The following is a 26463-nucleotide window of genomic DNA, read 5'->3' on the forward strand; positions in this document are numbered from 1 at the left end:
GGGAATCTGGGGAGGTGAGGCAGGCGTGGCTCGTCGGGGGACTGTAGGCGCTCTGCTGGGTTCGGGGCTGGTGGCGATCACCGCGATCGGCGGAGCGGGCGGATACGGAGTCGGCCTACTGACCGCAGTCGAGCGATCGAACGCGGCCACCGGTACGGCGGCTCCGCTCGGGAAGATCCAGGCGTCGACGCCATCACCGTCGGGGACACCGTCACCGTCGGAGAAGCCGCGCAAGGTCGTGCCCGACAACTCACCCCCGCTCGACGCGGCCGACCTGGACTACAAGACCAAGACGTTCACGGTGAAGTACGTCTACAAGTCGGAGGTCTCGGCCAGGTTGCCCTCCGACTGGGGGATGACCCAGCCGGATCCGCCGCGAACCGCCCGGTTCACCGATCTGACCGGCAAGCGCTGGATCCGGATCGAGGCCGGATTCACCATCCAGCGGCCGCCGGCCGCGTCGATGCAGGCGCGGATCGCGGAACTCAACCGGCTGCCGAAGAACCAGATGCTGAAGTACATCTCCAGCACGGTCGAGGGCGACTACGCCACCCTGGTCTACACCTACGTGCCGCCCGAGTCGCTGGCGCCGATCGCAACGGTCCGCTACGTGATCGTCCGCTGGGTCGCCGACGACAGCGGCCTCTGCGCCGTCGAGATGAGCTCCACCGGCCTTCCGCAGGACAAGAAGGCGCTGATGACGGTGCTCGACAAGGCCTCCTCGACTGTCGAACGACGAGACAGCCCGCTCGACTCAGAGAAGCCCAGCTAAAGCTCGGCGACCGGCGTCGGTGAGGTCGACGGCCCGTTGCCGTGGCCGGGGCCTGGCGATCACCTGGCTGACGGCTCAGTCGACCGGCCAGATGGTTCGGAAGATGGTGGACCGGAGCCGGTAGAACCGCCGCCGGGTGGACTGGATGAACGCAGGCGACGGCCGGAGCCGTTCGCTGGGAAAACGCATGAGGGACTTCCTCAACCGGAGTACTTCACCGAATCGGCCACCTCGACTGCGCGCTGACGGTCCGATTCCGGCACCATGACCTGGACGAGTATCGAGCCGGCGTCCTCCCGCTCAACGACTCGCTGGAGGAGCACCATACCGGCCTGCCCGCAGCCGGCCGAGACGCGGTCCGTCCATGGCCAGCCGTCGTACGTCTGGCCGCCCTGCTGTTCGTTGTTCTGGCTGCAACCGAACTGGCCGCTGTCCGGCAGCGCGAGCTTCGAGTCCGCCACTCCGACGAAGATCCCGGGAGTGCCGGTCGACACCCAGTCGGCGTCCTGGCTCACCCGGAGCGCAGGAAAGCTCTCGGTGCCGCCGGGCGGCTGCCAGTCCGATTGGGCGACGGACTTCGCCCAGCCGCGCGGGATGTCCACGGAGAACCCGCCCTGCGAGACCGTGATGGATTCGCGCTCCGCCAGATAGCGCTGCCCCAGGAACCCGGCTCCCCCGCCGACGATCAGTGCGAGCACCGCGGCGACCACCCAGCGCCCTCGCCGTCGCTTCGGCGGCTCAACCGAGCCAACTGGCTCACCTGACTCGACCGGCTCGGCAGTGGCCGGCGGCTCGGTCGGCGCGGTCACGGTCTCTGCCGGCGCAGGGGTTTTCACGATCGTCGGCTTGTTCGCGTCGCTCAGCGCGGTGTTCTCGCCGAGATCGGTCGAGACCTCGATCGTCTCGCGGATGGAGACGTTCGGGGGGACGAAGTCGCGGGTCGTCTCGTCGAGGGCACCGACCAGTTCCCGGGTGAACGACTGGACGTCCGGCCAGCGCTTCTCCCGGTCCGGATCGAGGGCGCGAACGATCGCGGTGTCGACCAGGTCAGGTAGCTCGAACCCGAGGGTGCTCGGCGGCGGCGGTGCGGTCACCCGGGAGGCCGCGCTCAGCCCGTCGACCTGATGCGGTGAGCGTCCGGTCAGAGCGGCGTACGCGACGGCTCCGAGGGAGTACTGGTCGGCGCGCTGGTCCAGCCGCTCACCCATCGCCTGTTCGGGAGCGACGTACGACGGGGTGCCGCCGGGCATTGTGATTCGCGACACTTCGTCGAGCGATTTGCCCAGGCCGAGGTCGGACAGGACGGCCCGCTCACCCTCGTCCGTGCTGCGGAACAGGACGTTCGCCGGTTTCACGTCGCGGTGCAGCAGACCGCGCCGGTGCAGGGCCTGGAGCCCGCGGCCGACCTGGACGACCACGTCGACCGCGTCGGCCAGTTGCAGCGGTTCCTTCTTCAGCCGATCGGCCAGCGTGCCGCGGTCGGCGTACGTGAGCACGAGAAACGGCCGGCCGTCCTCCAGTTCGCCGACGTCGTGGACCTGGACCACGTGCTCGGACTCGACCCGGCGCAAGAACCGGCCCTCCTCGAGGAACCGGCGGCGGACCGTGTCGTCGTGGCCCCAGTTGTCCGCCAGGACCTTGATCGCGACCTCGGCGTCCAGTTGCTCATCGTGAGCGAGCCATACCGTAGCGAAACCGCCAGAGCCCAGGCGTCGTCGCACGACGTAACGGCCTAACCTGCTTGGGACCCCCATACAGGGCATTATGGATCACTGGGAGTCCCATGCCGGGGGCCTGATGACAGCAAAGGCACAGATGAGCGACAGCAGCAACGCGACCGACGACCTCGCGGCCCTGGCGGAGCGTGCCCAGGGCGGGGACAAGCACGCGATGGACGACCTGCTGCGGCTGGTCCACCCGCGGGTGCTGCGGATCTGCCGCAGTGTGCTGCCGTACTCCGCCGACGCCGAGGACGCGGCCCAGGAGGCCCTGCTGAACATCGCCACCAAGATCAACTCCTACTCCGGCCGAAGCAGCTTCTCCACCTGGGTCCACTCGGTCGCGGCCAACTCGGCCCGGTCGACGTACCGCAAGCTCAAGCGCACCGCCCAGGCAGCTCACAACCCGGAGACGATGGAACGGCCGGACCCCCGCACGACCAGCGTCATCGCCGGCACCCGCCTGGACCTTCTCGAGGCCCTCGAGACCCTCGAGCGCGACCGTCCCCAGATGGTCACCCCGCTCGTCCTCCGCGACGTCTACGGCCTCTCCTACGAGGAGATCGCCGCCGTGGTCGACGCCCCGCTCGGCACCGTCAAGTCCCGCATCCACGACGCCCGCGAGGTCGTCCGCCCCCTGCTGCGACCCAAGGACTGACCCCCCCACCCGGCGTCCCCCTCTGGTTGGCTGACCCACCGGAGAGTGGGTTGACGACCCAGAATCCGGTTGGCCAACCCACACTTTGGTGGGCTCACCCACCTCAGTTGGCTGACGGGGCCGGGTCGGGGCCGCGCGGTTTGGGGAGTTCGTGGTACGACGGGCTCCCGCTCGGGCATCTGCTGTGTTGGGATGGGGGCATGAAGAAGCTCATCAACGAACCTGGTGATGTTGTGAGTGAGGCGCTGCAGGGGATGGCGGCAGCGCATCCGGATCGGTTGCGGGTGGATCACGAGAACCGGATCGTGTACCGCAAGGACGCACCGAGGTCGGGGAAAGTGGGGCTGATCTCCGGTGGCGGGTCCGGGCACGAGCCGATGCACGGCGGGTTCGTCGGGCTCGGGATGCTGGACGCGGCGTGTGCGGGTGAGGTGTTCACCTCGCCGGTGCCGGACCAGATGATGGCGGCGACCAAGGAGGTCGACGCCGGGGCCGGCGTCCTGCACATCGTGAAGAACTACACCGGCGACGTGATGAACTTCGAGATGGCCGCCGAACTGGCCGCGGCCGACGCCGGCACCGAGGTGCTGTCGGTGGTGACGAACGATGACGTCGCAGTCCAGGACAGCCTGTACACGGCCGGCCGACGCGGCGTCGGCGTGACCGTGCTGCTGGAGAAGATCGTCGGCGCCGCGGCCGAGGAGGGCCGCTCACTCCAAGAGGTCGCGGACCTGGCCAAGACGGTCAACGACAACGGCCGCAGCATGGGTATGGCGCTCACCTCGTGCACCGTCCCGGCGGCGGGCAAGCCGACCTTCGAGCTGGCCGAGAACGAGATGGAAGTCGGTATCGGCATCCACGGCGAGCCCGGCCGGCAGCGGTTGCCGCTGGCATCGGCCAAGGACATCGCCGCGATGCTGGTCGACCCGGTCGTCGGCGACCTGCCCTACCAGCAGGGCGACTCGGTGATCGCGTTCGTGAACGGCATGGGCGGTACGCCGCTGATCGAGCTGTACCTGATGTACAACGAGGTCGCCCAACTGCTCGACCGGGCCGGCATCACTGTCGCCCGCTCGCTGGTCGGCAACTACATCACCTCGCTGGAGATGGCCGGCTGTTCGGTCACCCTGCTCAAGGTCGACGACGAACTGGTCCGTCTCTGGGACGCCCCCGTGAACACCCCCGGCCTACGCTGGGGCGCGTGAGCATGGGAGTACAGAACTTCGAGGGCTGGCTTCGCGATGCCGCGAGCACCTTGCACGACAATGCGTCGTACCTGACTGAGCTGGACTCGGCGATCGGGGATGCGGACCATGGCGCGAACATGGATCGCGGGTTCCAGGCGATCGTCGCGCTGCTGGACGAGTCCACGTTCGAGTCGGCCGACGAGCTGCTGAAGAAGGCCGGGATGACGCTGGTCAGCAAGGTCGGCGGAGCGAGTGGGCCGCTGTACGGGACGTTCTTCCTGCGGTTCGGGACCGCGCTCGCCGGTGTTTCGCCGATCACCCCGGAGGTGATCGGCGAGGCGTTCAAGGCCGGCGTCGGCGGCATCCTCGCGCGCGGGAAGCCGGAGCTCGGCGACAAGACCATGTACGACGCCTGGGCACCGGCCCTGGACGCGTACGACGCTGCCGTCGCGGGCGGATCGGATCTCGCCGGTGCGCTGAACTCGGCGGCGGAGGCAGCCGCGAAGGGCCGCGATGCGACGGTGCCGCTGGTCGCCCGGAAGGGTCGCGCGAGCTACCTCGGTGAGCGGAGCGCCGGGCATCAGGATCCGGGCGCGACGAGCACCACACTGCTGCTGGAGTCGGCCGCGCGCACACTCGCATGATCGGGATCGTGGTGGTGTCGCACAGCCACGCGCTGGCGATCGCTGCGGTCGGGCTCGCCGCCGAGATGGTTGCTGAGGACAACCGTCCGGTGATCGCGGTGGCGGCCGGGCTGGACGAGAAGACGTTCGGCACCGACGCGATGGCGGTCTCCGAGGCGATCACGGCGGCTGACAGTCCCGACGGCGTACTCGTGCTGCTCGATCTGGGCAGTGCGGTGCTGAGTGCTGAGATGGCGCTGGAGTTCGTCGATCCCTCGCTGGCTGAGCGGGTGCGACTGTCCAGCGCGCCGTTGGTAGAAGGGCTGGTGGCGGCGGTCGTCACCGCGTCGACCGGCGCATCCCTCGACGCGGTCGTTGCCGAGGCCAACCGTGGATTGGTGGCCAAGCAGGACCATCTCGGCGACGCGACACCCGTCGAATCCACTGCGGCGGCAGTCGCTGACCAGACGCTGGAAGTTGCGGTGAGCAACGAGCACGGCTTGCATGCGCGGCCGGCTGCGCGACTCGTCGCCTTGGTCAACTCCTTCGATGCCGCAGTCACGCTGACCGACCTGGACACTGGTCGCGGGCCGGTCGACGCCGCGAGCCTGAGCATGGTCGCCACGCTCAACGCGTTGCCGGGTCACCGCCTCCAGGTCGGCGCCTCCGGCCCGCAGGCCACCGAGGTGCTTGCCGCAATCAACGACCTGGCCGCCCAGGACTTCGGTGACACACCCACGGCAGAGGTCCCTCAGCCGGCCAGCGGTTCTGGACTGGACGTCGCCATCGGACCGGCGGTCGTGGTCGACGCCGAGGTGGACCTGAGCGGGTACACACCCGGACACGACGAACGAGGCCGGCTGGACGACGCCCTGTCGACAGCAGCCGTCGAGCTCGAACACCTCCGGGACATCAGCCCGGATCACGGCGAATTCTTCGACGCGCACCTCGCGCTGCTGAACGACCGCACCCCACTCGACGCCATCTCCACAGCGATCTCCGCGGGCTCGTCCGCCCCGGACGCGTGGAAGCAGACGTACGACGAACTGGCGGCGACGTTCGAGGGACTGGACGACGCGTACCAGCGGGAACGCGCACAGGACGTCCGTAGCGTGCGTGATCGTGTGCTGCGTGCGCTGACTGGTGCTACCGCCGAAGAACCGGCTGCGGCCGGCGGCATCCTCGTCGTGCCCGAACTGGATGCGGCCACCGCCGCCACACTCGACGCTGTCCAGATCGCCGGAGTCGCGGTGCGCGCGGCCGGGACGACCGGGCACGGTGTCATCGTGGCGCGGTCTCGAGGGATCCCGTTGATCACCGGGATCGGCGACGTCGAGGTGCCTACCGGAGCGACCGTCGCCTTCGATGCGCGCTCCGGGTCCTTCAACGTGTCGCCGGATGAGGAGGCCGTCCGGGCGACGATCACTGAACGGGTGACGGAGAGAGGGCAGGCCCTGGCCGACGCCGGTCGACCTGCGACAACCGTGGACGGCCGGACGATCGACGTACTCGTCAATGTCGGCTCGGTGCAGGACGCGGTCGATGCGCGCGGGGCGGACGGGTCCGGTCTCGTGCGGACCGAGGTGCTCTTCGGCGACCGGCGTACCGCTCCGACCGTCGATGAGCAGGTCGAGCGGTTCCGGGCGATCGCAGCGGCGCTGGACGGGAAGCCGATCACGATCCGCACCTGGGACATCGGTGGCGACAAGCCGCTGCCGTTCCTGCCGCAGGACCGCGAGGCGAACCCGTTCCTGGGCGAGCGCGGTCTCCGTGTCTTCCGGCGCCGGCCGGAGTTGCTGCGGGATCAGCTCGAAGCGATCCGCTGCGTTGCCGTGGAAACCCCCGTCCACGTGATGTTCCCGATGGTGACGACCGCCGACGAGGTCGCGTGGGCGCTCGACGAACTCGGGCCGCGGCCGGACGGGCTGGAGGTCGGCATCATGGTCGAGGTCCCGGCCGCCGCACTCCGGATCGAGACGCTTGCCGTGGGCCTCGACTTCGTCAGTATCGGCACCAACGACCTCACGCAGTACACGACCGCCGCGGACCGCACCAACTCCGCCGTCGCTCCCCTGGCTGACGGCCTGGATCCCGCCGTACTGCAGTTGATCGACCACGTCGTACGCAAGGCCGGTGTGCGGGTCGCCGTGTGTGGTGATCTGGCCAGCGACCCGCAGAGCGCCGTACTGCTGGCAGCGCTTGGTGTGCAGGAGCTCAGCGCGGTTGGTCCGCAGATCCCACTGGTCAAGGCACTACTCCGGCAAACAGACCTCACTCAGGTGCCAACTGCCGCAGTGCTCGGAGCTCGCGACGCTGCCGAGGTACGTCAGTTGGTACGGCGGTAGTACAGCAACTCGACCAGGTTGAAGCCGGACGTGCGAGTGGGCTTGGCAGGGAGCGTGTAGCTCTGGCCCGGCTCCAGATACGTCACGTCCGGGTGGTCCAGGTCGAGGTCGACCACCAGCGCCGGGTACGCGCCGGTGTGCCACGTGTAGGACTCCCCCGCGTCCGGTGTGACGTGCTGGACGCGTACGTCGGCCTCATCGACGACCACCTTGGCAGGGACCTCACCGACCTGCTCGAACCCGGCGTCGGCCGGGACACCCTCGATCACGAAGTACGGATCGCCGGACGCCTCTTCACCGAGGTCGAGCACCTCGATCAGCCGGTTGAGGTACAGCGACTCCCCGTCGTTGGTGAGCATGTGGACCGGCGACACCGGCCGGTAGACCGAGCCGCCCACGGTCTCGTTGAGGTACCGCGCCGGACTGCCGTCCAGCCAGTCCATGTGACACGGGGAGGTGGACAGGCACAGCACGACGTACGGGTTGTGGTGCAGGTGCCAGCCCTGGGCCTCACCGGGCGCGAGGGAGACCTCCCAGACGCGGACCCGCGAGTTCTTCAGCAGGACACGCGTACCGATCTCACCGAGGACGACCTCGGTCCCATCCGGTGCGAGGACAGTGGTGCCTGCTGTCATGTGGTCTTCTCCTCGTCGATAGGGCGTTCCATAGCTACACCGCCGAGCACCACGCCGTCCGGCAGGGTCAGCTCGGCGGTCTCGACCTCGGTGAACCCGAAGGCCCGGTAGAGCGGTACGCCGGGCAGTGTCGCCATCAGCGCGAGCTGGGTGAACCCCTCGGCCCTGGCCGCGTCGACACAGGCGTTCAGGATCGCCCGGCCGAGTCCCCGCCGGGTCCAGTCGCCGCGGACGAACATCGCCCGGATCCGGGCCGGCTCGGTCGCCGGGTCCAGGAGTCGCTCGTCGGCGCCCGCCGTACTGGCGTTGAACAGCTTGTTGCGCCGGCTCCACCCACCGCACGCGACGATCTCGCCGTCCGCCTCGTGCACGTAGTACGTGCCGTCGTCGATCAGCGTCTGGTCCAGGACTCCGATGTACTGCACTGCGCTGGCCGTCTGCACGTCGTCGTAGTACGCCGGGAACAGAGTCCGCACCGACGCCCGCATCAACTCGGCAATCTCCGCAGCGTCCCCCGCCACCGCCAACCGCTGCTTGGCCTCCATACCAGCAGGCTAGTTCAAGCGTTGGAGGTCATCGAAACCACATTGACCCTTCGGGCAACCGCAACATGGCTGGGGTGAAATGGGCGGGGAGGGTGCCGGACATCTGTTGGGTATGACGCAGACACCGATCGAGGCCCGGCCGGGGCCGGTGAGTGAGGGAGTCGTGCACGACCACCCACCACCAGACGGACGCCGTGAGCGGTTCGAAGAGGTGTTCGGCGCGCACCGGGAGGCCGTACTCGGCTACCTGCGCCGCCGGACCGACAGCGGCCACGACGCCGCCGACCTGCTCGCCGACACGTTCCTGGTGGCCTGGCGACGGCTGGACGACGTACCACCCGGCAACCAGACCAGACCATGGCTGTACGGCGTGGCACGCAGAGTGCTGGCCAATCACCGCAGAGGTGAGGGCCGACGGCACGCACTGGCCACGAAGCTCCGCCAGGAGCTCAGCGACCTGGAGACGACGGATGCCGCGTTGCCGGACGACACCCCGGCCGCCCGGGCGTTCCGCGCCCTGCCGGAGCAGGACCGCGAACTGCTGTCGCTGGTGGCCTGGGAAGAACTCGACACCGCCCAGATCGCGACGGTGCTCGGCATCTCGAACAACGCCGTACGGATCAGGCTGCACCGCGCCCGGAAGCGGTTCGCCAAGCTGCTCACCGCCCCGCTGGCGAACCGGAACCTGGTCGCCCTCAGAGGAGAGACTTCACATGAAGACGCATGACATCGACGCCGCCGTACGCGGCCTCGCCCCCACCATCCACACCGAGGACCCGATCAGCGAGTCGGCCTGGGCCCAGCTGGCCGAGAACGTCACCAGCGAGCACACCCCGGCTCCGGTCGTCGATGGCGCACCCGGCCGACGCCCGGTCCGGCGACCCCGCCTACTCATGGCCGCCGCGGCCGGCCTGCTGATCGCCGGCGTGGTCGCCGCGACCCTGGTGAACCGGCCCGGTCAGAACCAGCCGCAGGCGCTCTCCTTCACCGCGCAGGGCGACAAACTGATCGTCCGCGTGGTCGACCCGAACGCGGACCCGAAGCGGTACAACGCCGACTTCAAGCGGATGGGCCTGGACATCACGGTCAGGATGATCCCGGTCAGCCCACCGTCGGTCGGCACCATGGTCAGCTACAGCGGCCGGAACGAGAGCGACATGGACCAGCTCCGGTGGCTCGAGCCCGGTGAGAAGTGCCCAGGCACGCTGAACGCGGCGGACCCCGGCTGCCAGGCCGGTCTGGAGTTGCCGAAGGACTACGACGGCGAGACGGTGGTCGACTTCGGCCGAGCCGCGAAGCCGGGCGAGGCGTACCAGCACATGTCCTCGTCGGCGACCGAGAAGGGCGAGGCGCTGGCCGGGCTGGCGATCAAGAACAAGACGGTCGCGGAGGTCCTGCCCCTGATCGAGGCCCGTGGCGTCAAGGTGCATCACTACCTGAGCGGATCGACCCCACACCTGGACTCCAGCGACTCGGCTCCGGCCGGCTGGTACGTCCACGACGCGACGCCGTACGCACCCGATGAGGTCAGCCTGTTCGTGGCCGCCACCCCGGAGAAGTAGGTCAAGGCCGGCGGGACCGTTTGGTCTTGCCGGCCGCCCACCGGTACGCGACAAAGATCCAGACCAGAGCGGGCAGGCCGAAGATCGCGGCGGCGATCTCCCGGCCGAAGACCAGGAACACCAGCCCGGTCAGGAAGAACGGCGCGGCCAGCCAGACCGCACCGGCGAACGCGGCCCACCGCCAGCGGCCCGGCTTGCGCGGCTCCACCTTGTACAGCGACGGCGCCGGCAGACCGGCGAAGATCGGCTGCAGATCCCCATGGGTGACGGCGTCGTTCAGCCGGTCGACCCGCGAGTGCAACTCGTCCTCGTCCAGCCGCCCGACCGCGAACTGCTCGGCCAGGTCGTCGGTGCAGATCCGGCGCTCCTCGTCGGTCAGCCGGATATTCGCCGCCCGCCGCCGGGCCGCCGCGACCCGAGCCTCCTGCCCCGCGGCAGCCGCCAGCCCCATCAGCTCACCCACCGCCGGCTTCCCAGCCCGCCGCTCCGCCATGCCCTCACCTCACCCGTCCACTCCGAGTGTGCCAGACCACTCCAGTTGGGCTGGGGAGAGTGCTGGGAGGACCCTTTTGCCGGATAGCGTTCTGCCGGACGAGAGGAGTCACGGACTGTGGCACGACCGGACGAGCCCGGTGCGGAGACGCCGGAGGCGATGAAGAAGCGCGCTGCCGCACTGCGGGAGGCAGCAGGCCGGGCGAAGACCCTGGCCGGTCCACTCGGCACCCATATGGACCAGCCGGTGAAGTCCGCCACCGCCGACGACGTATGGCACGGGCCGTATGCGAAGGACTCGACCCAGCGGCTGCAGAAGGACCAGAAGACCGTCCGCAACCTCGCCGCGGACCTGACCGCGAGTGCTGACGCGTGGATCCGTGAGGCCGAACGACTCGAGTCCGAAGCCGACGCGGCCCCGAAGTAAGGACGAGATGAACACATACGTTGGATTCGACCTGCCCCGGGTCCGCGGGCTGGCCAACGACCTGCGCAAGGTCGCCGGTGCCTCCTCCAGGCTGCACAGCGATGTGAAGAAGGTGCTCGACGACGCCGCGAGCCACCTGAACGGCAAGCCGGTGACGAACAGCGACCAGCTGGCCGCGGTCCAGCTCGGCAGCATCGGTTTCTTCGGTGGGATCACCTTCGCGCCGCCGGGCAACCTGGCCGGGCCGCTCGAGGACATGGCCGGCAGCATCGACCGCCGGGCGAACCACCTGGAGAAGTGCAAGGAGCTCCAGGACGCCTGCAAGGGCACCGTCGATCCGTCGCTGGTGTTCGTCGACGAGCCGCCGCCGGACCCGGAGAAGGTCAACGAGGCGCTCGAGGCGCTGCGCGACATGCAGGACAAGGACACCGGCATGAACGGCAACCGCGACGACCTGCAGTCGGTCGCGGACAAGCTGAAGGGGCTGACGTCGGCCGAGCTCGACATGTTCCTGAACGCGGCGAAGCCGGAGGAGCTGGAGAGCCTGCGCAAGCAGATGGAGGCCACCGGCTCGGCCGGCTTCCTGTGGATGGGCGACAACGGCCTGCCGGTCGGCGAGCGGATCGAGTTCGCCAGCGCGCTGCTGGCGAAGGCCTCCCCCGAGAACCAGGAGAAGCTGCTGGCGGCCTTCCCCTGGCTGCAGCCCGGTTTCGACTCGACCGACGTGTACCTGGACAAGTTCAACGACCAGACCGGCAAGGCCACCAACGGCATGCACTACGGTCTGCCGTCCGACCCGCTGTTCACGAACAAGCCGCTGGGCGAGGACGTCTACCAGGGCCAGATGGGCGACTGCTGGTACATCGCGTCGCTGACGGCGACCGCGCAGCGCGACCCGGACTTCATCCGCGAGGGCATCAAGGAGAACCCGAACGGGACGATCTCGGTGCGAGTCTGGGACGCCGACGGCAACCAGCGCTGGGTGACGATGAACCGCGAGCTGCCGCTGGACGAGAACGGCAACCCGGTCGGCGCGCACGGTGACGGCTCGACCTGGGCGGCGTACTACGAGAAGGCCTTCGCGATCGCCTACGAGGGTGACGAGGGCGGAGCGCCGGACGGCAAGGAAGGCAACGACGCCTACGACAAGTCGGAGCAGGGCACGTACGGCGCGATCGAGTGGGACTACACCGAGCAGGCGCCGCCGTACGTGACCGGCCAGGACTCCGAAGGCATCGGCACGAACTACGACGACGTCAAGGAGGCCTACGACTCGGGCCACCCGGTCATCGTCGCCTCGAACAGCGACAAGGACGGCGTACCGGACAACTGGTCCCAGGAGCAGAAGGACGCCTACGTCACCCGGCACGTGTACTACGTCAAGGAGTTCACCCCGGATGGCAAGATCGTGCTGGGTAACCCGTGGGGTCCTGACTCGCCCACGGTCACGGTCACCCAGGATGAGTTCGAGGACATGTTCGACGACGCTCAGTCGCTGCAGATCAAGGGGAACTGACGATGGAGACCTGGCGGATCCGGCAAAGCGTGCCGTATCGGATCACCGCCGACGGCCATGAGCTCCTGATCGGCCTGGCGGACATCGACACCGAGAAGGCGCGGCTGACCGTGCACAGCGACGGCGAGTGGGTGGCGGGATACGACCTCACGCCGGGCGTCGAGTGCGAGATCGGCGGCAAGCGGTGGAAGGTGAACTCGATCGCCGGACCACCCCGGCGGTACGTCGAGCTGGAGGAACAACCGTGAAGACCGCAGGTGTCCTGGTCCTCCTGCTCGCAACCGTCACCGCCTGCTCAGGCAGTGACGACAAGACCGAGTCCACCCCGACGCCCCCGCCCAGCTGCGTCGGCAAGGACACCCCGGACAGCACGCACGTGCTGTCGTCCGGCCCGGTCAACCTGCCGTCCGGCGGCCGCGCCGTACTCCAGGAGACGCACCTGGACGCCACCCCGCCGACCGCACGTCTGTCGCTGCTCGGCACCGCGGCGGGCGAGCCCACCGCGGCCGACGTCAGCGTCGGTGGGACGGTCACAGTGAAGGCAACGAAGTACTCCGTGGTCGAGATCTGCTCCGACCGCGTTCAGCTCGCCAAGAGCTGACCTGTACGGCCCCCGGTGGACGCCGGGGGCCGTCGTACTCAGTTCAGGGCGGCCGGGAGGGTCGCGGTCCAGGCCGTGCGGAGCTCGGTCAGCGGCAGCTCGAACTGGTCCTGGACGTCGAGGGTGTCACCGGTGATGACACCGATCTTGGCGTGCGGGAACCGACGCGCGGTGCACATGTCGGTGAACCGGACCTCTTCGGTGCGCGGTACGGCGACCACCGCACGGCCGGCCGACTCCGCGAACAGGAACAGGAACGGGTCCAGCCCGTCCGGCGCCCAGACGCGAGCCCCGACACCACCACGCAGGGCCGACTCGACCAGGGTCTGAGCGACCCCGCCGTCGCTGACGTCGTGCGCGGCGTCGATCAGGCCGTCCCGCGACGCGTTGATCAGGATGTCGGCCAACTGCTGCTCGGCGGCCAGGTCCACCGCCGGCGGGCGGCCACCCAGGTGACCGTGGATGACGTGCGCCCACTCCGAGCCGGACAGCTCCTCCTCGGTCTCACCGAGCAGGTACAGTTGGTGGCCCTCCATCTCGGCCGTGAAACCGATCGTAGTACGACGGGTGACGTCGTCGATCACGCCGAGTACGCCGACCACCGGCGTCGGCAGGATCGGGGTGTCGCCGGTCTGGTTGTAGAAGGACACGTTGCCGCCGGTGACCGGGATACCGAGCTCGATGCACCCGTCGACCAGCCCGCGGATCGCCTCCGCGAACTGCCACATCACCGCCGGGTCCTCGGGCGAGCCGAAGTTCAGGCAGTCCGTCACAGCGGCCGGCCGAGCGCCCGTGGTCGCCACGTTCCGGTAGGACTCGGCCAGCGCCAGCTTGGCGCCGGTGTACGGGTCCAGCTTGGCGAACCGTCCGTTGCAGTCGGTCGACACCGCGACCCCGAGGCCGCTCGTCTCGTCGACCCGGATCATCCCGCTGTCCTCGGGCTGCGCGAGCACCGAGTTGCCCAGCACGTACCGGTCGTACTGATCCGTCACCCAGGACTTGTCGCACAGGTTCGGCGACGCGACCAGCTTCAGCAGCGTGTCCCGCAACTCCGCGCCCGTGGTTGCCCGCGGCAACTTCTCCGCGCCGTCGGCCTGCAGCTCGTCCTGCCAGTCCGGACGGGCGTAGGGCCGCTCGTACACCGGGCCCTCGTGGGCGACGGTCCGCGGCGGTACGTCGACCACCCGCTCACCGTGCCAGTCGATCTGCAGCCGGCCGGTGTCGGTGACCTCACCGATCACGTCCGCCTGCACGTCCCACTTCGCGCAGATCTTCAGGAACGCCTCGACGTTCGCCGGCGTGACGACCGCCATCATCCGCTCCTGCGACTCGCTCATCAGGATCTCCTCCGGAGCGAGCGAGGCGTCCCGCAGCGGCACTTTGTCGAGCGACACGAACATCCCGCCGTCACCCGCGCTGGCCAGCTCCGAGGTGGCACAGGACAGGCCGGCACCGCCGAGGTCCTGGATGCCCTCGACCACGTTCGCGGCGAACAGCTCGAGCGTGCACTCGATCAGCAGCTTCTCCATGAACGGGTCGCCGACCTGGACCGCCGGCCGCTTGGTCGGGCCGCCTTCCGCGAACGTCTCGCTGGCCAGCACCGACACCCCGCCGATCCCGTCGCCACCGGTCTTGGCGCCGTACAGGATGATCTGGTTGCCGATCCCGGTCGCATTCGCCAGGTGCAGGTCCTCATGCCGCATCACGCCGACGCAAAGCGCGTTGACCAGCGGGTTACCCAGGTACGTCGGGTCGAAGACGACCTCACCGCCGACGTTGGGCAGGCCCAGGCTGTTGCCGTAGCCGCCGACGCCGGACACGATCCCGGGCAGTACCCGCTTGGTGTCGGGCGCGTCCAGCGGGCCGAACCGCAGCGGGTCCATCACCGCGACCGGGCGGGCTCCCATCGCCAGGATGTCGCGGACGATACCGCCGACCCCGGTCGCCGCGCCCTGGTACGGCTCGACGTACGACGGGTGGTTGTGCGACTCCACCTTGAACGTGACCGCGTAGCCCTCGCCGATGTCGATCACCCCGGCGTTCTCACCGATCCCGGCCAGCATCTTCCCGGCCGGCGTCTCCTGCGGGATCTCGCCGAACCTGCGCAGATGCACCTTGGACGACTTGTACGAGCAGTGCTCGCTCCACATCACGGAGTACATCGCCAGCTCGCAGCTGGTCGGCCGCCGGTCCAGGATGTCGCGGATCCGCTGGTACTCGTCCGGCTTCAGGCCGAGCTCGGCCCACGGCTGCTCGACGTCAGGGGTGCTACTGGCGTTGCTGACGGTGTCGGTGGACACGTTAGGACTCCTGCACTAGGTGGGACTCAGGTGAAACGGTAGCGGGCTGTTCGGAGGCCACGAGGTGGGCCACCAAGAGTGGAAGGGTGAAGCCGGTCATGATCGCGGGCAGTGCGACGCCGGCGTCGTTCAGCAGCATGCCGACCAGGCCACAGGTCGACAGCGCGAGCAGGGTCGGCCGGACCATCGGCAGACTCGTGTAGAAGGCCCGGTACTTCTCTGACGGCACCCGGTCCGGGAGCACGGTGGCAAGCATGGCCAGCACCACACCGACCAGCATGGCCCAGCCGGACGGGCCGGCGAAGAACTGCACAGCCATCTCGAGCTTGCGGATCAGAACATCGCTCACGTCGCCGTCCAGCAGCCTGGCCACGAACGTACCGAAGTGACTCCGCTCGTCCTCCGGCCGCAGGTAGTCGAGGAAGGCGACCGCGGACACCGCCGCCACGCCGGCCGCGCCCACACCGAGCAGTGCGCGCCAGGTGATGCTGCCACGCCAGGTCAGCCAGGCCATGAGCAGTACGGCGGGTGTCAGCGCGAGGATGCCACCGAAGTCCGTCCCCCAGCCCGGTCTGCCGTCCACGACGATCGCAGCGCCGCCGATGCCGAGCACAGCGAGCGCAGCGTGCTTCCTGCTCTGGTCGATGAGCTTCTGCGCCGCCCAGCCCGCCGTGACCAGCGCGGCGACCGCCAGCGTGGCAAAAGTGGAGTTACCGAAGCCGTAGAACCGTCCGCCGATCACCGGCCCGTCGGTGAACATGCTGCCGAACTGCAGGGGTGTCCCCAGTACGCCGTCCACCAGCAAGATCACGTACGCCGCCAGCAGGATCCCCAGGAACGCATAGCGTTTCAAGGCGATCTGGGCCACCGCCGCGAGCAGTGCGCTGATGCCGATGACCACGCAGTACAAGGAGAATCCCGGTGCCGGCCACCGCCACCACATGGTCGCCGTGGACAGGAAGACGGCGATGAAGAACCCGCCCTGCGTCAACAACGTGAAGACGAAGGTACGACGGGACCGCGGGCTGCGCGTGATCACGAACCAGGCGAGGGCGATCAGTTCCGCGGCCAGGATCGTCATCGAGACCGCGACCAGCATCGGCCGCGGCTGCTCGAACCGCTGATTGGTGTCGAGCCGGTCCTCGATCACGGCGGCCGCATCGGTGTGCCGGTCCCCGGTGAAGTGGATCTCGTTGCCGTCCAGCGGGCCGGCCTTCTCGGCGCCGGCCGGGTCGACGTCGGCGACGTTCCGCTCCTTCAGGATGGTCGCGGTGACGTCGGTCAGCTGGACCAGACCGGGTCGGCGGGTGCTGTCACTGGTCAGCCAGCGCGGTCCGTCGTCCGGCGGGAGTTGCAGGGCCACCAGTGGTTGCTGGTGCTCGTTGGCCATGGTCTGGCTGATCCCGACCAGCAGGACCCAGCCGTCGGCCGCTCTGGCCTGTGCGACGAGGTCAGCGACCCTCTTGCGGGCCTCGTCACGGCCTTCCCTCGGTGGCATCGCGCCTGCGTCGACAATTGCGTCACCGCAGTCCGGGCTGGCCAGCCTGGACGCGGAGAACTCGGGCTGCCAGTTGGTCACCGAGCCGTCCGTGCGGGCCAGTGCGACCGCAGCACCTGGGCCGAAGCCGCAGATCTTGTAGCCGGTCTGGCCGAGGCGGCCGATGGGTGCGCCGGTGTGGTGCTCTGCCTGGCGGTCGACGTACGTCTGCCAGTCTGCGACCTTGCCGTCGGCCACAGCGGGCAGCTCACCGCAGGGCTGGTCGGCCACGCTGCCCCACGCCCGGGTGCCCGCGCTGATCGTCAGCCAGCCGTCGACCGGGCAGGTGTGCGGGCCGGCCGTCTTCACCGTGATCGAGCCGACGTGGGACTGGTTCACCAGCGCGGTCAGCTCGGGTGAGGCCTTGACGTCGTTCCAGGTCAGGCCGGGTACGCCGATGACCACGACCTTGGCCAGCAGGCTGCTCGGCTGGGCGGCCGCCGTACCGGTGGTGACGAACAGGACCGCCGCGGTGAGTAGGAGGGTGCGGAGCAGGAGCTGCCGCACCCTGGTCGACTTCATCAGGAGGCGACGACGGCCTTCAGCACCGAGGTGAAGAAGCCCAGGCCGTCGGTGGTCGGGCCGGTCAGGGTCTCGACGCAGTGCTCCGGGTGCGGCATCAGGCCGACCACGTTGCCGCGCTCGTTGCTGATGCCGGCGATGTCGCGGTACGAGCCATTCGGGTTCTCGTCCAGGTAGCGGGCGACGACCAGGCCCTCGCCCTCCAGCCGGTCCAGGGTGGCCTCGTCGGCGACGTACGAACCGTCCTGGTTCTTGACCACGATGGTGATCTCGTGGTTGGCGTCGTAGTCGGACGTCCACGCGGTGCGGTTGTTCTCGATCCGCAGCGGCTGGTCCTTGCAGAGGAACTTGCGGTGGTGGTTCTTGATCAGCGCGCCGGGCAGCAGATGCGACTCACACAGCACCTGGAAGCCGTTGCAGATCCCGAGCACCGGGAGGCCCTCGCCCGCCTTCTTGATGATCGTCTCCATCACCGGCGCGAACCGGGAGATGGCGCCGGCGCGGAGGTAGTCGCCGTACGAGAACCCGCCCGGCAGGACGACCGCGTCCACCCCGTGCAGGTCGGCGTCGGCGTGCCAGAGCGCGACCGGCTCGGCGCCGGCCACCGCGGCCGCGCGCCGGGCGTCGGCGTCGTCCAGCGAGCCCGGGAAGGTGACGACGCCGATCTTCACTGGTCGTTCTCCACGTGCAGGGCGTAGTCCTCGATCACGGGGTTGGCCAGCAGCGTGTCGGCAGCCTTGCGGATCTCGGCGACCCGCTCCTCGGTCGCCTCGCCGTCCAGGGTGATCTCGAACCGCTTGCCCTGACGGACATCGGCCACGCCGTCGAAGCCGAGCCGGCCGAACGCGCCGTGCACCGCCTTGCCCTGCGGGTCGAGGATCTCGGGCTTGAGCATGACGTCGACGACAACGCGAGCCACTGACTACTCCAGGTCTCGTTCCGGGGTGACGCCCTGAATCCTACCGACCGATCCCCAGTTCCCCCGCATCGGCCGGAATACCGGACTATTCACTCAGTACATACACGCGGTGTATAGTCGGGTCATGGCCACTGCGGAGCTGGTGCTGGGACTGCTCTCACGCGGCCCTGCCCACGGGTACGACGTGAAGCGGGGCCATGACTCCTGGTTCCCGGACGGGCGGCCGCTGGCGTTCGGGCAGGTGTACACGACGCTCGGGCGGCTGGAGCGGGACGGACTCGTCGAGGTGGTGGACAAGACCTCCGGCGGTGGGCCGGACCGGACTGTCTACGCACTGACCGACAAGGGCCGGAAGCATCTCGCGGACTGGCTGAGCGATCCGGTGCCACCCGCCTGGGGCAGTGCGGACGAGGTACTGCGGAAGCTGGTCGCAGCGATCCGGACAGGTGGGGACGCTGCCGCGTTCCTGGCCCGGCAGCGCGCGAGCCACCTGCGCCGGATCCGGGAGCTCCGCGAGACACCGGCCGAGGACGACCCCACGTCACCACTGGTCCGCGAGTACATCGTTGCCCACCTCGACGCCGACCTCCGCTGGCTCGACACCGCCCTGGAACACATCTCCGAACAGAAAGAGACGCACCCATGACTGTGCCTCTGGCCGGGCCTTCGGCGCCGGCGTGGTCATGGGGCCCTGGCTCCCGGCCTTCCCTCGTCACTCCAGTCGCTTCGCTCCCTCCGCTCCTCAGTCCAGGCCGGGAGGCCCCATGACCGCATCGCAGCCCGTCCTGGCACTGGACGGCATCGAGTACTCCTACCGCCGCAACGCGGCGCTCAGGGGTGTGACGCTCCAGGTCAAGCCCGGCGAGGTCGTGGCGATCACAGGTGCGAGCGGCTGCGGCAAGTCCACCCTGCTGCACTGTGCTGCCGGGATCCTGAGTCCGGACGCCGGCACGGTCCGGGTGGCCGGAGAGGACCTGGCTGCGTTGCCGGAGGACCAGCGTGCTCGGCTTCGTCGTACCAAGGTCGGCATCGTGTTGCAGTTCGGTCAGCTCGTGCCGGACCTGCCATTGATCGACAACGTCGCGTTGCCGTTGCTGCTTGACGGTCATGAGCGAGCAGTGGCGCACGAGACCGCACTGGACTGGCTGAAGCAGGTAGGCGTCGCCGACGAGGCCGACGCGGTGCCGGCCGAGCTTTCTGGCGGTCAGACCCAGCGGGCCGCCGTCGCCAGGGCTCTCGTCACCGGACCATCCGTCGTACTGGCTGACGAGCCGACAGGCAGTCTGGACAGCAGAGCCGGGCAGGAGCTGCTCGAGGTACTGCTGAAGGCATCGCGGTACCGCGGTTCGGCTCTGGTGATGGTGACGCACGACAACCTCGTCGCGGCCTCGGCGGACCGGGAGATCAGGCTGCGCGACGGCGTGATCCAGCACGAGGTCGCACTCTGATGACGCTCGAGACCCTGGTCCGCCTGGCCCGGTCCCGCACACCGGCCGACCGCAGCCGCATCCAGCTGGCCACAGCAGCTCTAGGCCTCAGCGGAGCGCTCCTGCTCGGCGCCCTGCGGATCGCCCGCCTAGGCAGGGGCGAGCTGGACAAGGCCATCTACAGCAACTACGTCGCCGAGAGCGGACTGCGCTCCGGACTGATCGCGATCCTCGTGATCCTGGCCGCGCTCACCGCCGGCCTTGCAGTACAGGCCTTGAGGCTCGGTACGGCGGCCCGCGAACGGCGACTCGCCGCGCTGCGACTGGCCGGAGCCTCGGGGAAGCAAGTGCGGCAGTTGTCCGTGACAGACGCGGCCATGGCGGGGTTGGCAGGCGGAGTGCTCGCGGGACCGATCTATCTAGTGCTCAGTCTGCTGCTGGGCGCGCTGCCGCGGATGGCCCAGGTTCTCCCGGGTGCTGAGCTGCTGGACCTGCTCATCTGGCTTCCGGTGGTCGTGACGACGACCGCGGCCGGCGCAGTGATCGGCGGCCTGTTGCACCGGGACGAGCTGGTGCCACGCGCGGAGCAGCCAGCCCAGCAGCGCCGCACCGGGATCATCGCCGGTCCGGTGATGATCGTGCTCGGCCTGGCCGCCGTCCGCTGGTTGGGGTACGTCGCCTCGACGCTGCTGGTTATCGGACTCGCGCTGACGTTCTTCAGCCTGACCTCGATGTGGATCCGCGCCATCGGACGCGAGCTCAGCCGGTCCGGCGACCCCGCCAATCTGCTCACTGGCATCCGCCTCGTCGCCGACTCGCGCCCGGCCGGGCGGATGGCGACCCTGCTCGCGTGCTGCGGCTTCCTGGTCGGCACCATGGCCAACGCGATCGCGGGCATCCTGGGCGAATTCGACCGGTACGGCGACCGGGTCTTCTACATCACCGGCTTCGGGCTCGCCGTGGTCGGACTGCTGCTGGTCACCACGACCGCACTGGCCGCACTGATCGTCAGCGTCGCCGACCAGTTGGTGGACCAGCGCCGGCAGCTCGCCTGCCTCACCGCGCTCGGGGTCGACGCGCGGTTCCTCCGCCGCGTCATCCGCCGCCAACTGACCGCGATCGCGGGACCGGCGCTCGCCCTGGGCCTGTTCCTGGGCTCGCTGTTCGGCCTCGCCCGGATGGTCGGCGCGGCCCCCGACCCGTTCGAACCGAGCATGCTGGTCACCACCGCCGGCCTGACCCTCGCCGGCTGGCTACTCGGCCTGCTAGGCGGCGTCGCCGCCGGCTTCCTACTCCGCAACCAACTACGGGACGCCTTAGACCCCGAAAACCTGAGGGCAGCCTGATGACAGGTGCTCCTCCGCTCGTCAGTCCAGGCCTGGAGGCCCCATGACCACGACCACCTCGATTCCGTTGGCCAACCGGCCGGCGTTCCTGCTGGGCGTTCCGAATCGCATCACCCTGGTCCGCACGGTTGTCGCGATGGTGATTGCTGCGATCGCGTTCCGTACCGGCGCCCTGAGCTGGCTGGTGATCGGGTACGCCGCCTACTGGCTCGGCGACATGGCCGACGGAGCGGTCGCTCGCTACCGGAACGAGGAGTCCGTGGCCGGTGCGGTGTTCGACATCGTCTGCGACCGAGCCTGCTCGTTCCTCCTGGCAGCCGCGTTCATGGCAACCTTCCCAGCGACCATCGGGCCGTTGGCGATCTTCTTGGTCCAGTTCGGCGTACTGGACACGATGCTGTCGCTGGCCTTCCTGCTCTGGCCCGGCACGCTCAGCCCCAACTACTTCTACAAGGTCGACCGCCCGATCTGGCTCTGGAACTGGTCGAAGCCCGCCAAGGCCGTCAACACCGCGGCCGTGGTGATCTCGTTGGTGATCGCCCACCAGACCGGCGCCCACTGGCTCCCGTACGGCGTCGCGGTCGCCGCACTGGTCGTGAAGGTCGCGTCCACCTACCGTCTGCTGACCATCCTCCGGGGCCGCCGGGCCGCCGTACCGTCTCTGACGGCTTGAGAGGTGCTGTCAAGGGTGGGAGGGAGTGGATGGGGAAGGGCCCTGGTTCTGCCCTGGAGTGGGGGTGACTTGCGTGGCAACCGTGCTGGTAGCGCATAGCCTCGGAGTCATGTGGGTGTGGCAACTGGTGCTGGCGGTGGGCTTCGGGATCGGGTCCGCTGTCATCCCGGTGATGAACGCTGAGGCGTACGTCCTCGGCGTCGGCGTTTCCGGCGCGCTGGACCCGGTGGTCGCGGCGATCGGGGTTTCGGTCGGGCAGACGATCGGCAAGGTCGCGATGTTCCTCGCCGTCCGGTACCGCCCGGGGTACGCCGCCCGCAAGACCAAGGAACCGAAGGCGGTCGACCTCACTACCCGCTGGGGCCGCTTCGTCCAGTGGAACCGCGACGTCAGCAAGCGCCTGCTCGACGCGATGAGCGACCGCCGCTGGGGCGTCCCGGTGACCCTGCTGAGCGCGTCGGTCGGCATCCCACCCCTGTACGGCGTCGCCCTCATCGGCGGCGCCTCCCGGATGGGCGTCGTCACCTTCACCCTCTCCGTCCTCGCCGGCCGAACCGCCCGCTTCGTCCTCCTGGCCCTAGGCGTCAGCCTGTTCTAAGCGGACCGCCGGCCCATCACAATGGCGCGCCCGACGACGCCCTCCCGCGAGCACCTGGCACCAACCGCCGATTGTGATGGCGTGGAGGTCCGGCCTCACCCGGTGAACGTGCGACCGGTCAGCTGCTCGTACGCGTTGATGTACGCCGAGCGGGTGCGTTCGACCACCTCGTCGGACAGTGGCGGCGGGGCCTCGCCGGACTTGCGGTCCCAGCCGGACTCGAACTGGAGCCAGTCGCGGATGATCTGCTTGTCCAGCGACGGCTGCTGCCGACCCGGCTCCCACTGATCGGCCGGCCAGAACCGGCTCGAGTCCGGCGTCAGCACCTCGTCGGCCAGCACGATCGTCCCGTCCGCCCGCGCCCCGAACTCGAACTTCGTGTCGGCCACGATGATCCCGCGTTCGGCCGCCATCCCGTGCGCCCGCGTGTAGATGTCCAGCGTCGTGTCCCGCAGCGCGGCCGCCGTCTCCGCGCCGACCTTTGCGACCACAGCGTCGTACGAGACGTTCTCGTCGTGCTCGCCGAGCTCGGCCTTGGTTGCCGGGGTGAAGATCGCCTCGTCCAACCGGGAGCCCTCGACCAGTCCGGGCTTCAACGGGATGCCGCAGACGCTACCGGTGGCGTTGTAGTCGAGCAGGCCGGAGCCGCTCAGGTAACCGCGGGCGACGCACTCGACCGGGAACATCGCGAGCTTCTCGCAGATCACCGCACGGCCGGCCACCTCGGCCGGTACGTCGGTGGACAGGATGTGGTTCGGCACGTCCAGCACCTCGAACCACCACAGGCTCATCGCCGTGAGTACCTTGCCCTTGTCCGGGATCGGCGTCTCCAGGACCCAGTCGAACGCGCTCTGCCGGTCGCTGGCGACCATCAGCAGTTCGCCGGACTCCAGCTCGTACAGGTCGCGGACCTTGCCGGAGTGGATGTGCTTGGCACCAGGAATCTCAGGGGCTGTGGTCACACCGCGATTCTTCCATCCGCCACGGGGACGGCTACTTCCGCCTCCGCAGCGACACCAGCTTGGCACCGAGCGCGAACAGTCCGTCCCGGACCGCACACACCACCGGGTTCTCCATCTGGCCGAGCCGGCCGACCGCACGCGACCGCCGTACCAGCTGGGTCGTCGCCTTCCGCCGGTCCCGGTCGTACGCCGCCAGCGCCGTACTCACGTCATTGGCGCCGGTCAGGTGCTTCGCCAGGGAACCGGCGTCCTCGATCGCCGAGCAGGCACCGCGGCCGAGGTTCGGCGTCATCGCGTGGGCGGCGTCGCCGAGCAGGACCACGCGGCCCTGGACGAACGGCACCAGCGGCACCGGAAGGTCGTGGATGTCGTTCTGCAGAACGGCTTCCGGCGGCGTCCCCGCGAGCAGCGCCGGGATCGGATCATGCCAGTCGCCGAACTCCTTGGTCAGCGTCGCGTGATCGCCGAGCTGACCAGCAGGCTGATTGGCCGTCGCGTACCAGTAGACCCGCCCGTCGATGAGCTGCGCGAACCCGAACCGTTGCCCACGGCCCCAAGTCTCGCCACCACCGTCATCGATCTGTACGTCGGCAACGCCTCGGTACGCCGTGTATCCGGAGTACTGCGGTCCCTTGTATTCCGGGTAGAGCGTTTGGCGGATCACACTGCGGATGCCGTCGGCTCCCACCACCAGATCCGCCCGCAGCTCGTCGTTGATCGTCACCCCGGTCTCGTCCTGAGCGACCTTGGTGACGGTGTACCCGGTCCGGACCGTGATCGCCGGGCCGAACTGATCCGTGATCAGGTCGTGCAGCTGCGCCCGGTGGATCATCACCGGGATCTCGACCCCGAGGTCCGCCGCCTCCACCACCCAGCGGCCGTCGGGCTTGCGCATTCCAGCCGGCTTGGACGCCACGGACGCCTTCTCGACGCCCTTCACCCCGAGCTCCTCCAGTACGGCGACCGCCGACGGCCAGACCGAGATCCCGGCACCCACTTCACCCAACTCCGGCGCCCGCTCCAGCACCGTGACCTGCCATCCGCACCGCTGCAGTGCGACGGCCGCCGTGACCCCGCCGATTCCCGCTCCTACCACTATCGCCGTACTCATATGCGAGACTCTACACTTGTAGAGGATTCCTGGGAAGTGGGAGACTGACGGCCGTGACGAAGCAGGTTCCGCTCGGTGCGGATCGACGGGACGCCATCGCGGACGCCGCGATTCATCTGGTCGCCACCCGCGGGCTGCGCGGGCTGACACATCGCGCGGTCGACACAGAGGCCGGGCTGCCGCCGGGCTCGACGTCGTACTACCTCCGCACCCGGAGCGCGTTGCTCACCGCCTGCGTGAACCGGATGCTCGCCCGCGATCTGAGCGAGTCGCCGCCGGTCGGCCCTGGGATGTCGCCGCTGGAGCTGATGATCGAGATGGTGGTCAGCTTGGCGCGGGATCGGCCGGACGACCTGGTCGCGCGCTACGAGTTGTCGCTCGAGGCGAGCCGTCAGCCGGAGCTGCGGGCGGCGATCACCGAGGGCGGGCGGCATCTGCGGGCGATGCTGGGCCAGTTGCTCGACGGACTCGGCGTACCGAACCCGTCCGAGGCGGCGTGGCCCGCGGCGGCGATGATGGACGGACTGCTGTACGACCGGGTCGCGGGCGCTGGGGCGTCGCTCTCACAGGAGGAGTTCGAGACCGGCGTACGGCGATCGATCACAGCGCTGGTGGACGGTTTGGTGCGTTAGAGCCTGTCCGTCACGGTGACGAAGGTGAAGTAGCAGACGCCGAGCAGCATGCCGACGTGACCGAGGACGGACAGGCCGGCGCCGGAGCCCCAGGCGTCGCCCTTGGTGTCCTCGGAGTGTTTGCCGCCACTGGGCAACCAACGGGCCAAGAGCAACAATCCGAAAACTGTCAGCAGCCACCACCCGGCCAGGATCAGCAGGGCGATCTCACGACGACCGGTGACCAGGGCAACGACCCAGCCGATCAACGTGATCACACCGACAACGGTGTGCAGGCGTAGCAGGACGGCAGAGTACCCGTGCCGGCCGGCGCCGTGACCGGTGCCGTCGACAACGGTCGCGCCGAGCCGGACGCGCGTCAGCAGCACAACGACCGCACCGAGAGCGGTCAGGAACCAGGTGACGTTCGACCATTCCACCCCCGATCCTTACCCCACCCAAGGCCACCGCGAACCGTTCAGCGCGTGTCGCCACCGACAGTGACCGACCGACGAACGCCCGGACCAACCGGAAGTCAATCCCAGTTGGGCCGGGCGACCACCCTACGAACCACCCCACGAAGTGGTCCTCCCCGGCGCCCTGCGAAGCCCAGGCGGGCGGCACCTGCCCGACGAGCCAGCCTGTCCACCCTCACAACCCGCCGGGCTGCTCCACCGCCACCACGTGGTTTGGTGGGTTAGCTGGTTTGGGTTTGGCCTGTGCCGGTGCTGGGCTGGCCTTGGCCTGGGTCTGTGCGTTGACCCTGGCCTTGACCGGGGACGGTGCTCTGACCTTGGCCGGTGGTGCCCTGGCCCTGGCCGGTGGCGCCTTGGCCCTGGCCGTTCATGCCTTGGCCCGGGACCTGACCCTGCTGACCCTGCTGGCCTTGCTGGCCGGGGAACTGGGGGAACTGGCGGCCTCCACCGCCTGGGCCGCCCTGGTTTTGCTGGGTGTTGAAGCCGTCCCAGGCGTGCCCGACAGCCGTCCCGCCCAGGAACGCCAGCACAGCCAGCAGAGATCCGGCGCCCGCCAGCACCAGGTTGCTCGGGCGCCCGTCGCCGTTGCCATTCCCAGCACCCGGCACGGGTGCAGCGGCGGCGGCAGCACCCTCGGCGGATCCGGCGGACGCAGTTGGGATGACCGCGGTGTCGTCGGGGTTGCCCGCGTTGCCGGTACGGGCGGCCTGCCAATGGGCCTCGTTGGGCGGCACCTGCGCTCCAGGAGCCGCGTCAGGGATTCCCGGGCCGGCGAGCTGCGGACCGGGGGCGCCCGGGTGGGTGCTGGGTGCAGGGGCGCCCGGGTGGTTGGTGAAGCGGTGGGCGGGGCCCTCGGGGATCGGGGGGTTGGTGTTCTGAGTCATATCTCTGCGCTCCGAT

At 69.1% G+C, this 26463-nt stretch carries 29 protein-coding genes and 1 pseudogene; 18 read left to right on the top strand and 12 right to left on the bottom strand.

From position 1 onward, the window contains the following. Positions 1–25 precede the first annotated feature (25 nt). Entirely contained in the window at positions 26–772 is a 747-nt protein-coding gene (locus tag V9K99_RS13860; protein WP_337001569.1) for a hypothetical protein, read from the top strand. A 200-nt stretch (positions 773–972) separates the two neighbouring features. Here the strand turns inward: V9K99_RS13860 and V9K99_RS13865 are convergent, their stop codons facing one another. Continuing rightward, positions 973–2493, bottom strand: a complete 1521-nt coding sequence (locus tag V9K99_RS13865; protein ID WP_337001567.1) for a serine/threonine-protein kinase — start codon at positions 2491–2493, stop codon at positions 973–975. 94 nt (positions 2494–2587) lie between these two features. Between V9K99_RS13865 and V9K99_RS13870 the strand changes: the two genes are divergently transcribed. The 5 genes and pseudogenes from V9K99_RS13870 (at position 2588) to V9K99_RS13890 (ending at position 7303) form a co-directional block, all read left to right on the top strand. Continuing rightward, on the top strand, positions 2588–3148 hold the full coding sequence (locus V9K99_RS13870) for an RNA polymerase sigma factor (protein ID WP_337001565.1): 561 nt from the start codon (positions 2588–2590) through the stop codon (positions 3146–3148). 200 nt (positions 3149–3348) lie between these two features. Then, complete coding sequence (dhaK, locus tag V9K99_RS13875) at positions 3349–4353, top strand: dihydroxyacetone kinase subunit DhaK (RefSeq protein ID WP_337001563.1); 1005 nt, start codon at positions 3349–3351, stop codon at positions 4351–4353. 2 nt (positions 4354–4355) lie between these two features. Next, the gene (gene dhaL / locus V9K99_RS13880; protein ID WP_337002317.1) at positions 4356–4979 is read left to right on the top strand and encodes a dihydroxyacetone kinase subunit DhaL; all 624 of its coding nucleotides are present in this window, start codon (positions 4356–4358) and stop codon (positions 4977–4979) included. After that, positions 4976–5386, top strand: a pseudogene (dhaM, locus tag V9K99_RS13885) (dihydroxyacetone kinase phosphoryl donor subunit DhaM); the annotation flags it as partial. The gene dhaL and the pseudogene dhaM, both read left to right, overlap by 4 nt. 54 nt (positions 5387–5440) lie before the next feature. After that, positions 5441–7303: an HPr family phosphocarrier protein gene (locus tag V9K99_RS13890; protein WP_337336394.1), complete on the top strand. Its 1863-nt coding sequence runs from the start codon at positions 5441–5443 to the stop codon at positions 7301–7303. On the opposite strand, the gene V9K99_RS13895 is transcribed toward V9K99_RS13890, so the two are convergent. Both V9K99_RS13895 and V9K99_RS13900 read right to left on the bottom strand, forming a co-directional pair. Continuing rightward, positions 7285–7938 (bottom strand): hypothetical protein, encoded by a 654-nt coding sequence (locus V9K99_RS13895; RefSeq protein ID WP_337001561.1) that lies wholly within the window; start codon positions 7936–7938, stop codon positions 7285–7287. The genes V9K99_RS13890 and V9K99_RS13895 overlap by 19 nt on opposite strands. Then, positions 7935–8483, bottom strand: coding sequence for a GNAT family N-acetyltransferase (locus V9K99_RS13900; protein WP_337001559.1), 549 nt, complete (start codon positions 8481–8483; stop codon positions 7935–7937). Before V9K99_RS13900 ends, V9K99_RS13895 begins: the two co-directional genes overlap by 4 nt. A gap of 112 nt (positions 8484–8595) precedes the next feature. On the opposite strand from V9K99_RS13900, the gene V9K99_RS13905 reads away from it, so the two are divergent. Next, positions 8596–9210, top strand: a complete 615-nt coding sequence (locus tag V9K99_RS13905; RefSeq protein ID WP_337001557.1) for an RNA polymerase sigma factor — start codon at positions 8596–8598, stop codon at positions 9208–9210. Continuing rightward, positions 9197–10045 carry a hypothetical protein gene (locus tag V9K99_RS13910; protein ID WP_337001555.1) on the top strand — a complete coding sequence of 283 codons (849 nt, stop codon included), beginning with the start codon at positions 9197–9199 and terminating at the stop codon, positions 10043–10045. The genes V9K99_RS13905 and V9K99_RS13910 overlap by 14 nt, the downstream gene beginning before the upstream one ends. A 1-nt stretch (position 10046) precedes the next feature. On the opposite strand, the gene V9K99_RS13915 is transcribed toward V9K99_RS13910, so the two are convergent. Then, entirely contained in the window at positions 10047–10538 is a 492-nt protein-coding gene (locus V9K99_RS13915) for a DUF1707 SHOCT-like domain-containing protein (protein WP_337001553.1), read from the bottom strand. 117 nt (positions 10539–10655) lie between these two features. On the opposite strand from V9K99_RS13915, the gene V9K99_RS13920 reads away from it, so the two are divergent. The 4 genes from V9K99_RS13920 to V9K99_RS13935 are packed head-to-tail and all read left to right on the top strand — an operon-like array spanning position 10656 to position 13081. Beyond that, the gene (locus tag V9K99_RS13920) at positions 10656–10964 is read left to right on the top strand and encodes a hypothetical protein (protein ID WP_337001551.1); all 309 of its coding nucleotides are present in this window, start codon (positions 10656–10658) and stop codon (positions 10962–10964) included. A gap of 7 nt (positions 10965–10971) precedes the next feature. Next, positions 10972–12480, top strand: a complete 1509-nt coding sequence (locus V9K99_RS13925) for a C2 family cysteine protease (RefSeq protein WP_337001549.1) — start codon at positions 10972–10974, stop codon at positions 12478–12480. Positions 12481–12482: 2 nt separating this feature from the next. Continuing rightward, positions 12483–12728, top strand: a complete 246-nt coding sequence (locus V9K99_RS13930; protein ID WP_337001547.1) for a hypothetical protein — start codon at positions 12483–12485, stop codon at positions 12726–12728. After that, complete coding sequence (locus V9K99_RS13935) at positions 12725–13081, top strand: hypothetical protein (protein WP_337001545.1); 357 nt, start codon at positions 12725–12727, stop codon at positions 13079–13081. The genes V9K99_RS13930 and V9K99_RS13935 overlap by 4 nt, the downstream gene beginning before the upstream one ends. A 38-nt stretch (positions 13082–13119) precedes the next feature. Here V9K99_RS13935 and purL read toward each other — a convergent pair whose 3' ends face one another. The 4 genes from purL to purS are packed head-to-tail and all read right to left on the bottom strand — an operon-like array spanning position 13120 to position 18359. Then, the gene (gene purL / locus V9K99_RS13940; protein ID WP_337001543.1) at positions 13120–15381 is read right to left on the bottom strand and encodes a phosphoribosylformylglycinamidine synthase subunit PurL; all 2262 of its coding nucleotides are present in this window, start codon (positions 15379–15381) and stop codon (positions 13120–13122) included. A gap of 1 nt (position 15382) precedes the next feature. After that, positions 15383–17440, bottom strand: coding sequence for a hypothetical protein (locus V9K99_RS13945; RefSeq protein WP_337001541.1), 2058 nt, complete (start codon positions 17438–17440; stop codon positions 15383–15385). Continuing rightward, positions 17440–18111, bottom strand: a complete 672-nt coding sequence (gene purQ, locus V9K99_RS13950) for a phosphoribosylformylglycinamidine synthase subunit PurQ (RefSeq protein ID WP_337001539.1) — start codon at positions 18109–18111, stop codon at positions 17440–17442. The genes V9K99_RS13945 and purQ overlap by 1 nt, the downstream gene beginning before the upstream one ends. Then, positions 18108–18359 carry a phosphoribosylformylglycinamidine synthase subunit PurS gene (gene purS / locus V9K99_RS13955; RefSeq protein WP_141855837.1) on the bottom strand — a complete coding sequence of 84 codons (252 nt, stop codon included), beginning with the start codon at positions 18357–18359 and terminating at the stop codon, positions 18108–18110. The genes purQ and purS overlap by 4 nt, the downstream gene beginning before the upstream one ends. Positions 18360–18483: 124 nt before the next feature. Here purS and V9K99_RS13960 point away from each other — a divergent pair, with 124 nt between their 5' ends. The 5 genes from V9K99_RS13960 to V9K99_RS13980 all read left to right on the top strand — a co-directional run bounded on the left by V9K99_RS13960 (position 18484) and on the right by V9K99_RS13980 (position 22403). Beyond that, positions 18484–19005 (top strand): PadR family transcriptional regulator, encoded by a 522-nt coding sequence (locus V9K99_RS13960; RefSeq protein ID WP_337001533.1) that lies wholly within the window; start codon positions 18484–18486, stop codon positions 19003–19005. 118 nt (positions 19006–19123) lie between these two features. Continuing rightward, positions 19124–19807 carry an ABC transporter ATP-binding protein gene (locus tag V9K99_RS13965; protein ID WP_337001531.1) on the top strand — a complete coding sequence of 228 codons (684 nt, stop codon included), beginning with the start codon at positions 19124–19126 and terminating at the stop codon, positions 19805–19807. Continuing rightward, positions 19807–21132 (top strand): hypothetical protein, encoded by a 1326-nt coding sequence (locus V9K99_RS13970; RefSeq protein WP_337001529.1) that lies wholly within the window; start codon positions 19807–19809, stop codon positions 21130–21132. The genes V9K99_RS13965 and V9K99_RS13970 overlap by 1 nt, the downstream gene beginning before the upstream one ends. Positions 21133–21175: 43 nt before the next feature. Continuing rightward, positions 21176–21805 carry a CDP-alcohol phosphatidyltransferase family protein gene (locus V9K99_RS13975; RefSeq protein ID WP_337001527.1) on the top strand — a complete coding sequence of 210 codons (630 nt, stop codon included), beginning with the start codon at positions 21176–21178 and terminating at the stop codon, positions 21803–21805. Positions 21806–21914: 109 nt separating this feature from the next. Beyond that, the gene (locus V9K99_RS13980) at positions 21915–22403 is read left to right on the top strand and encodes a hypothetical protein (RefSeq protein ID WP_337001525.1); all 489 of its coding nucleotides are present in this window, start codon (positions 21915–21917) and stop codon (positions 22401–22403) included. Between the two features lie 95 nt (positions 22404–22498). On the opposite strand, the gene V9K99_RS13985 is transcribed toward V9K99_RS13980, so the two are convergent. Further along, positions 22499–23365: a phosphoribosylaminoimidazolesuccinocarboxamide synthase gene (locus V9K99_RS13985; protein ID WP_337001523.1), complete on the bottom strand. Its 867-nt coding sequence runs from the start codon at positions 23363–23365 to the stop codon at positions 22499–22501. 31 nt (positions 23366–23396) lie between these two features. Beyond that, positions 23397–24476, bottom strand: coding sequence for an FAD-dependent monooxygenase (locus V9K99_RS13990; RefSeq protein WP_337001522.1), 1080 nt, complete (start codon positions 24474–24476; stop codon positions 23397–23399). A 53-nt stretch (positions 24477–24529) separates the two neighbouring features. Between V9K99_RS13990 and V9K99_RS13995 the strand changes: the two genes are divergently transcribed. Beyond that, positions 24530–25108 carry a TetR/AcrR family transcriptional regulator gene (locus V9K99_RS13995; RefSeq protein WP_337001520.1) on the top strand — a complete coding sequence of 193 codons (579 nt, stop codon included), beginning with the start codon at positions 24530–24532 and terminating at the stop codon, positions 25106–25108. On the opposite strand, the gene V9K99_RS14000 is transcribed toward V9K99_RS13995, so the two are convergent. Together V9K99_RS14000 and V9K99_RS14005 are read right to left on the bottom strand one after the other, a co-directional pair. Further along, positions 25105–25527 (bottom strand): hypothetical protein, encoded by a 423-nt coding sequence (locus tag V9K99_RS14000; RefSeq protein WP_337001518.1) that lies wholly within the window; start codon positions 25525–25527, stop codon positions 25105–25107. The two genes, V9K99_RS13995 and V9K99_RS14000, sit on opposite strands and share 4 nt — an antisense overlap. Positions 25528–25784: 257 nt before the next feature. After that, positions 25785–26297, bottom strand: coding sequence for a hypothetical protein (locus V9K99_RS14005; RefSeq protein ID WP_337001516.1), 513 nt, complete (start codon positions 26295–26297; stop codon positions 25785–25787). Positions 26298–26463: the final 166 nt, after the last annotated feature.

Source organism: Kribbella sp. CCNWLW201 (assembly GCF_037203805.1).
Classification (GTDB): Bacteria; Actinomycetota; Actinomycetes; order Propionibacteriales; family Kribbellaceae; genus Kribbella.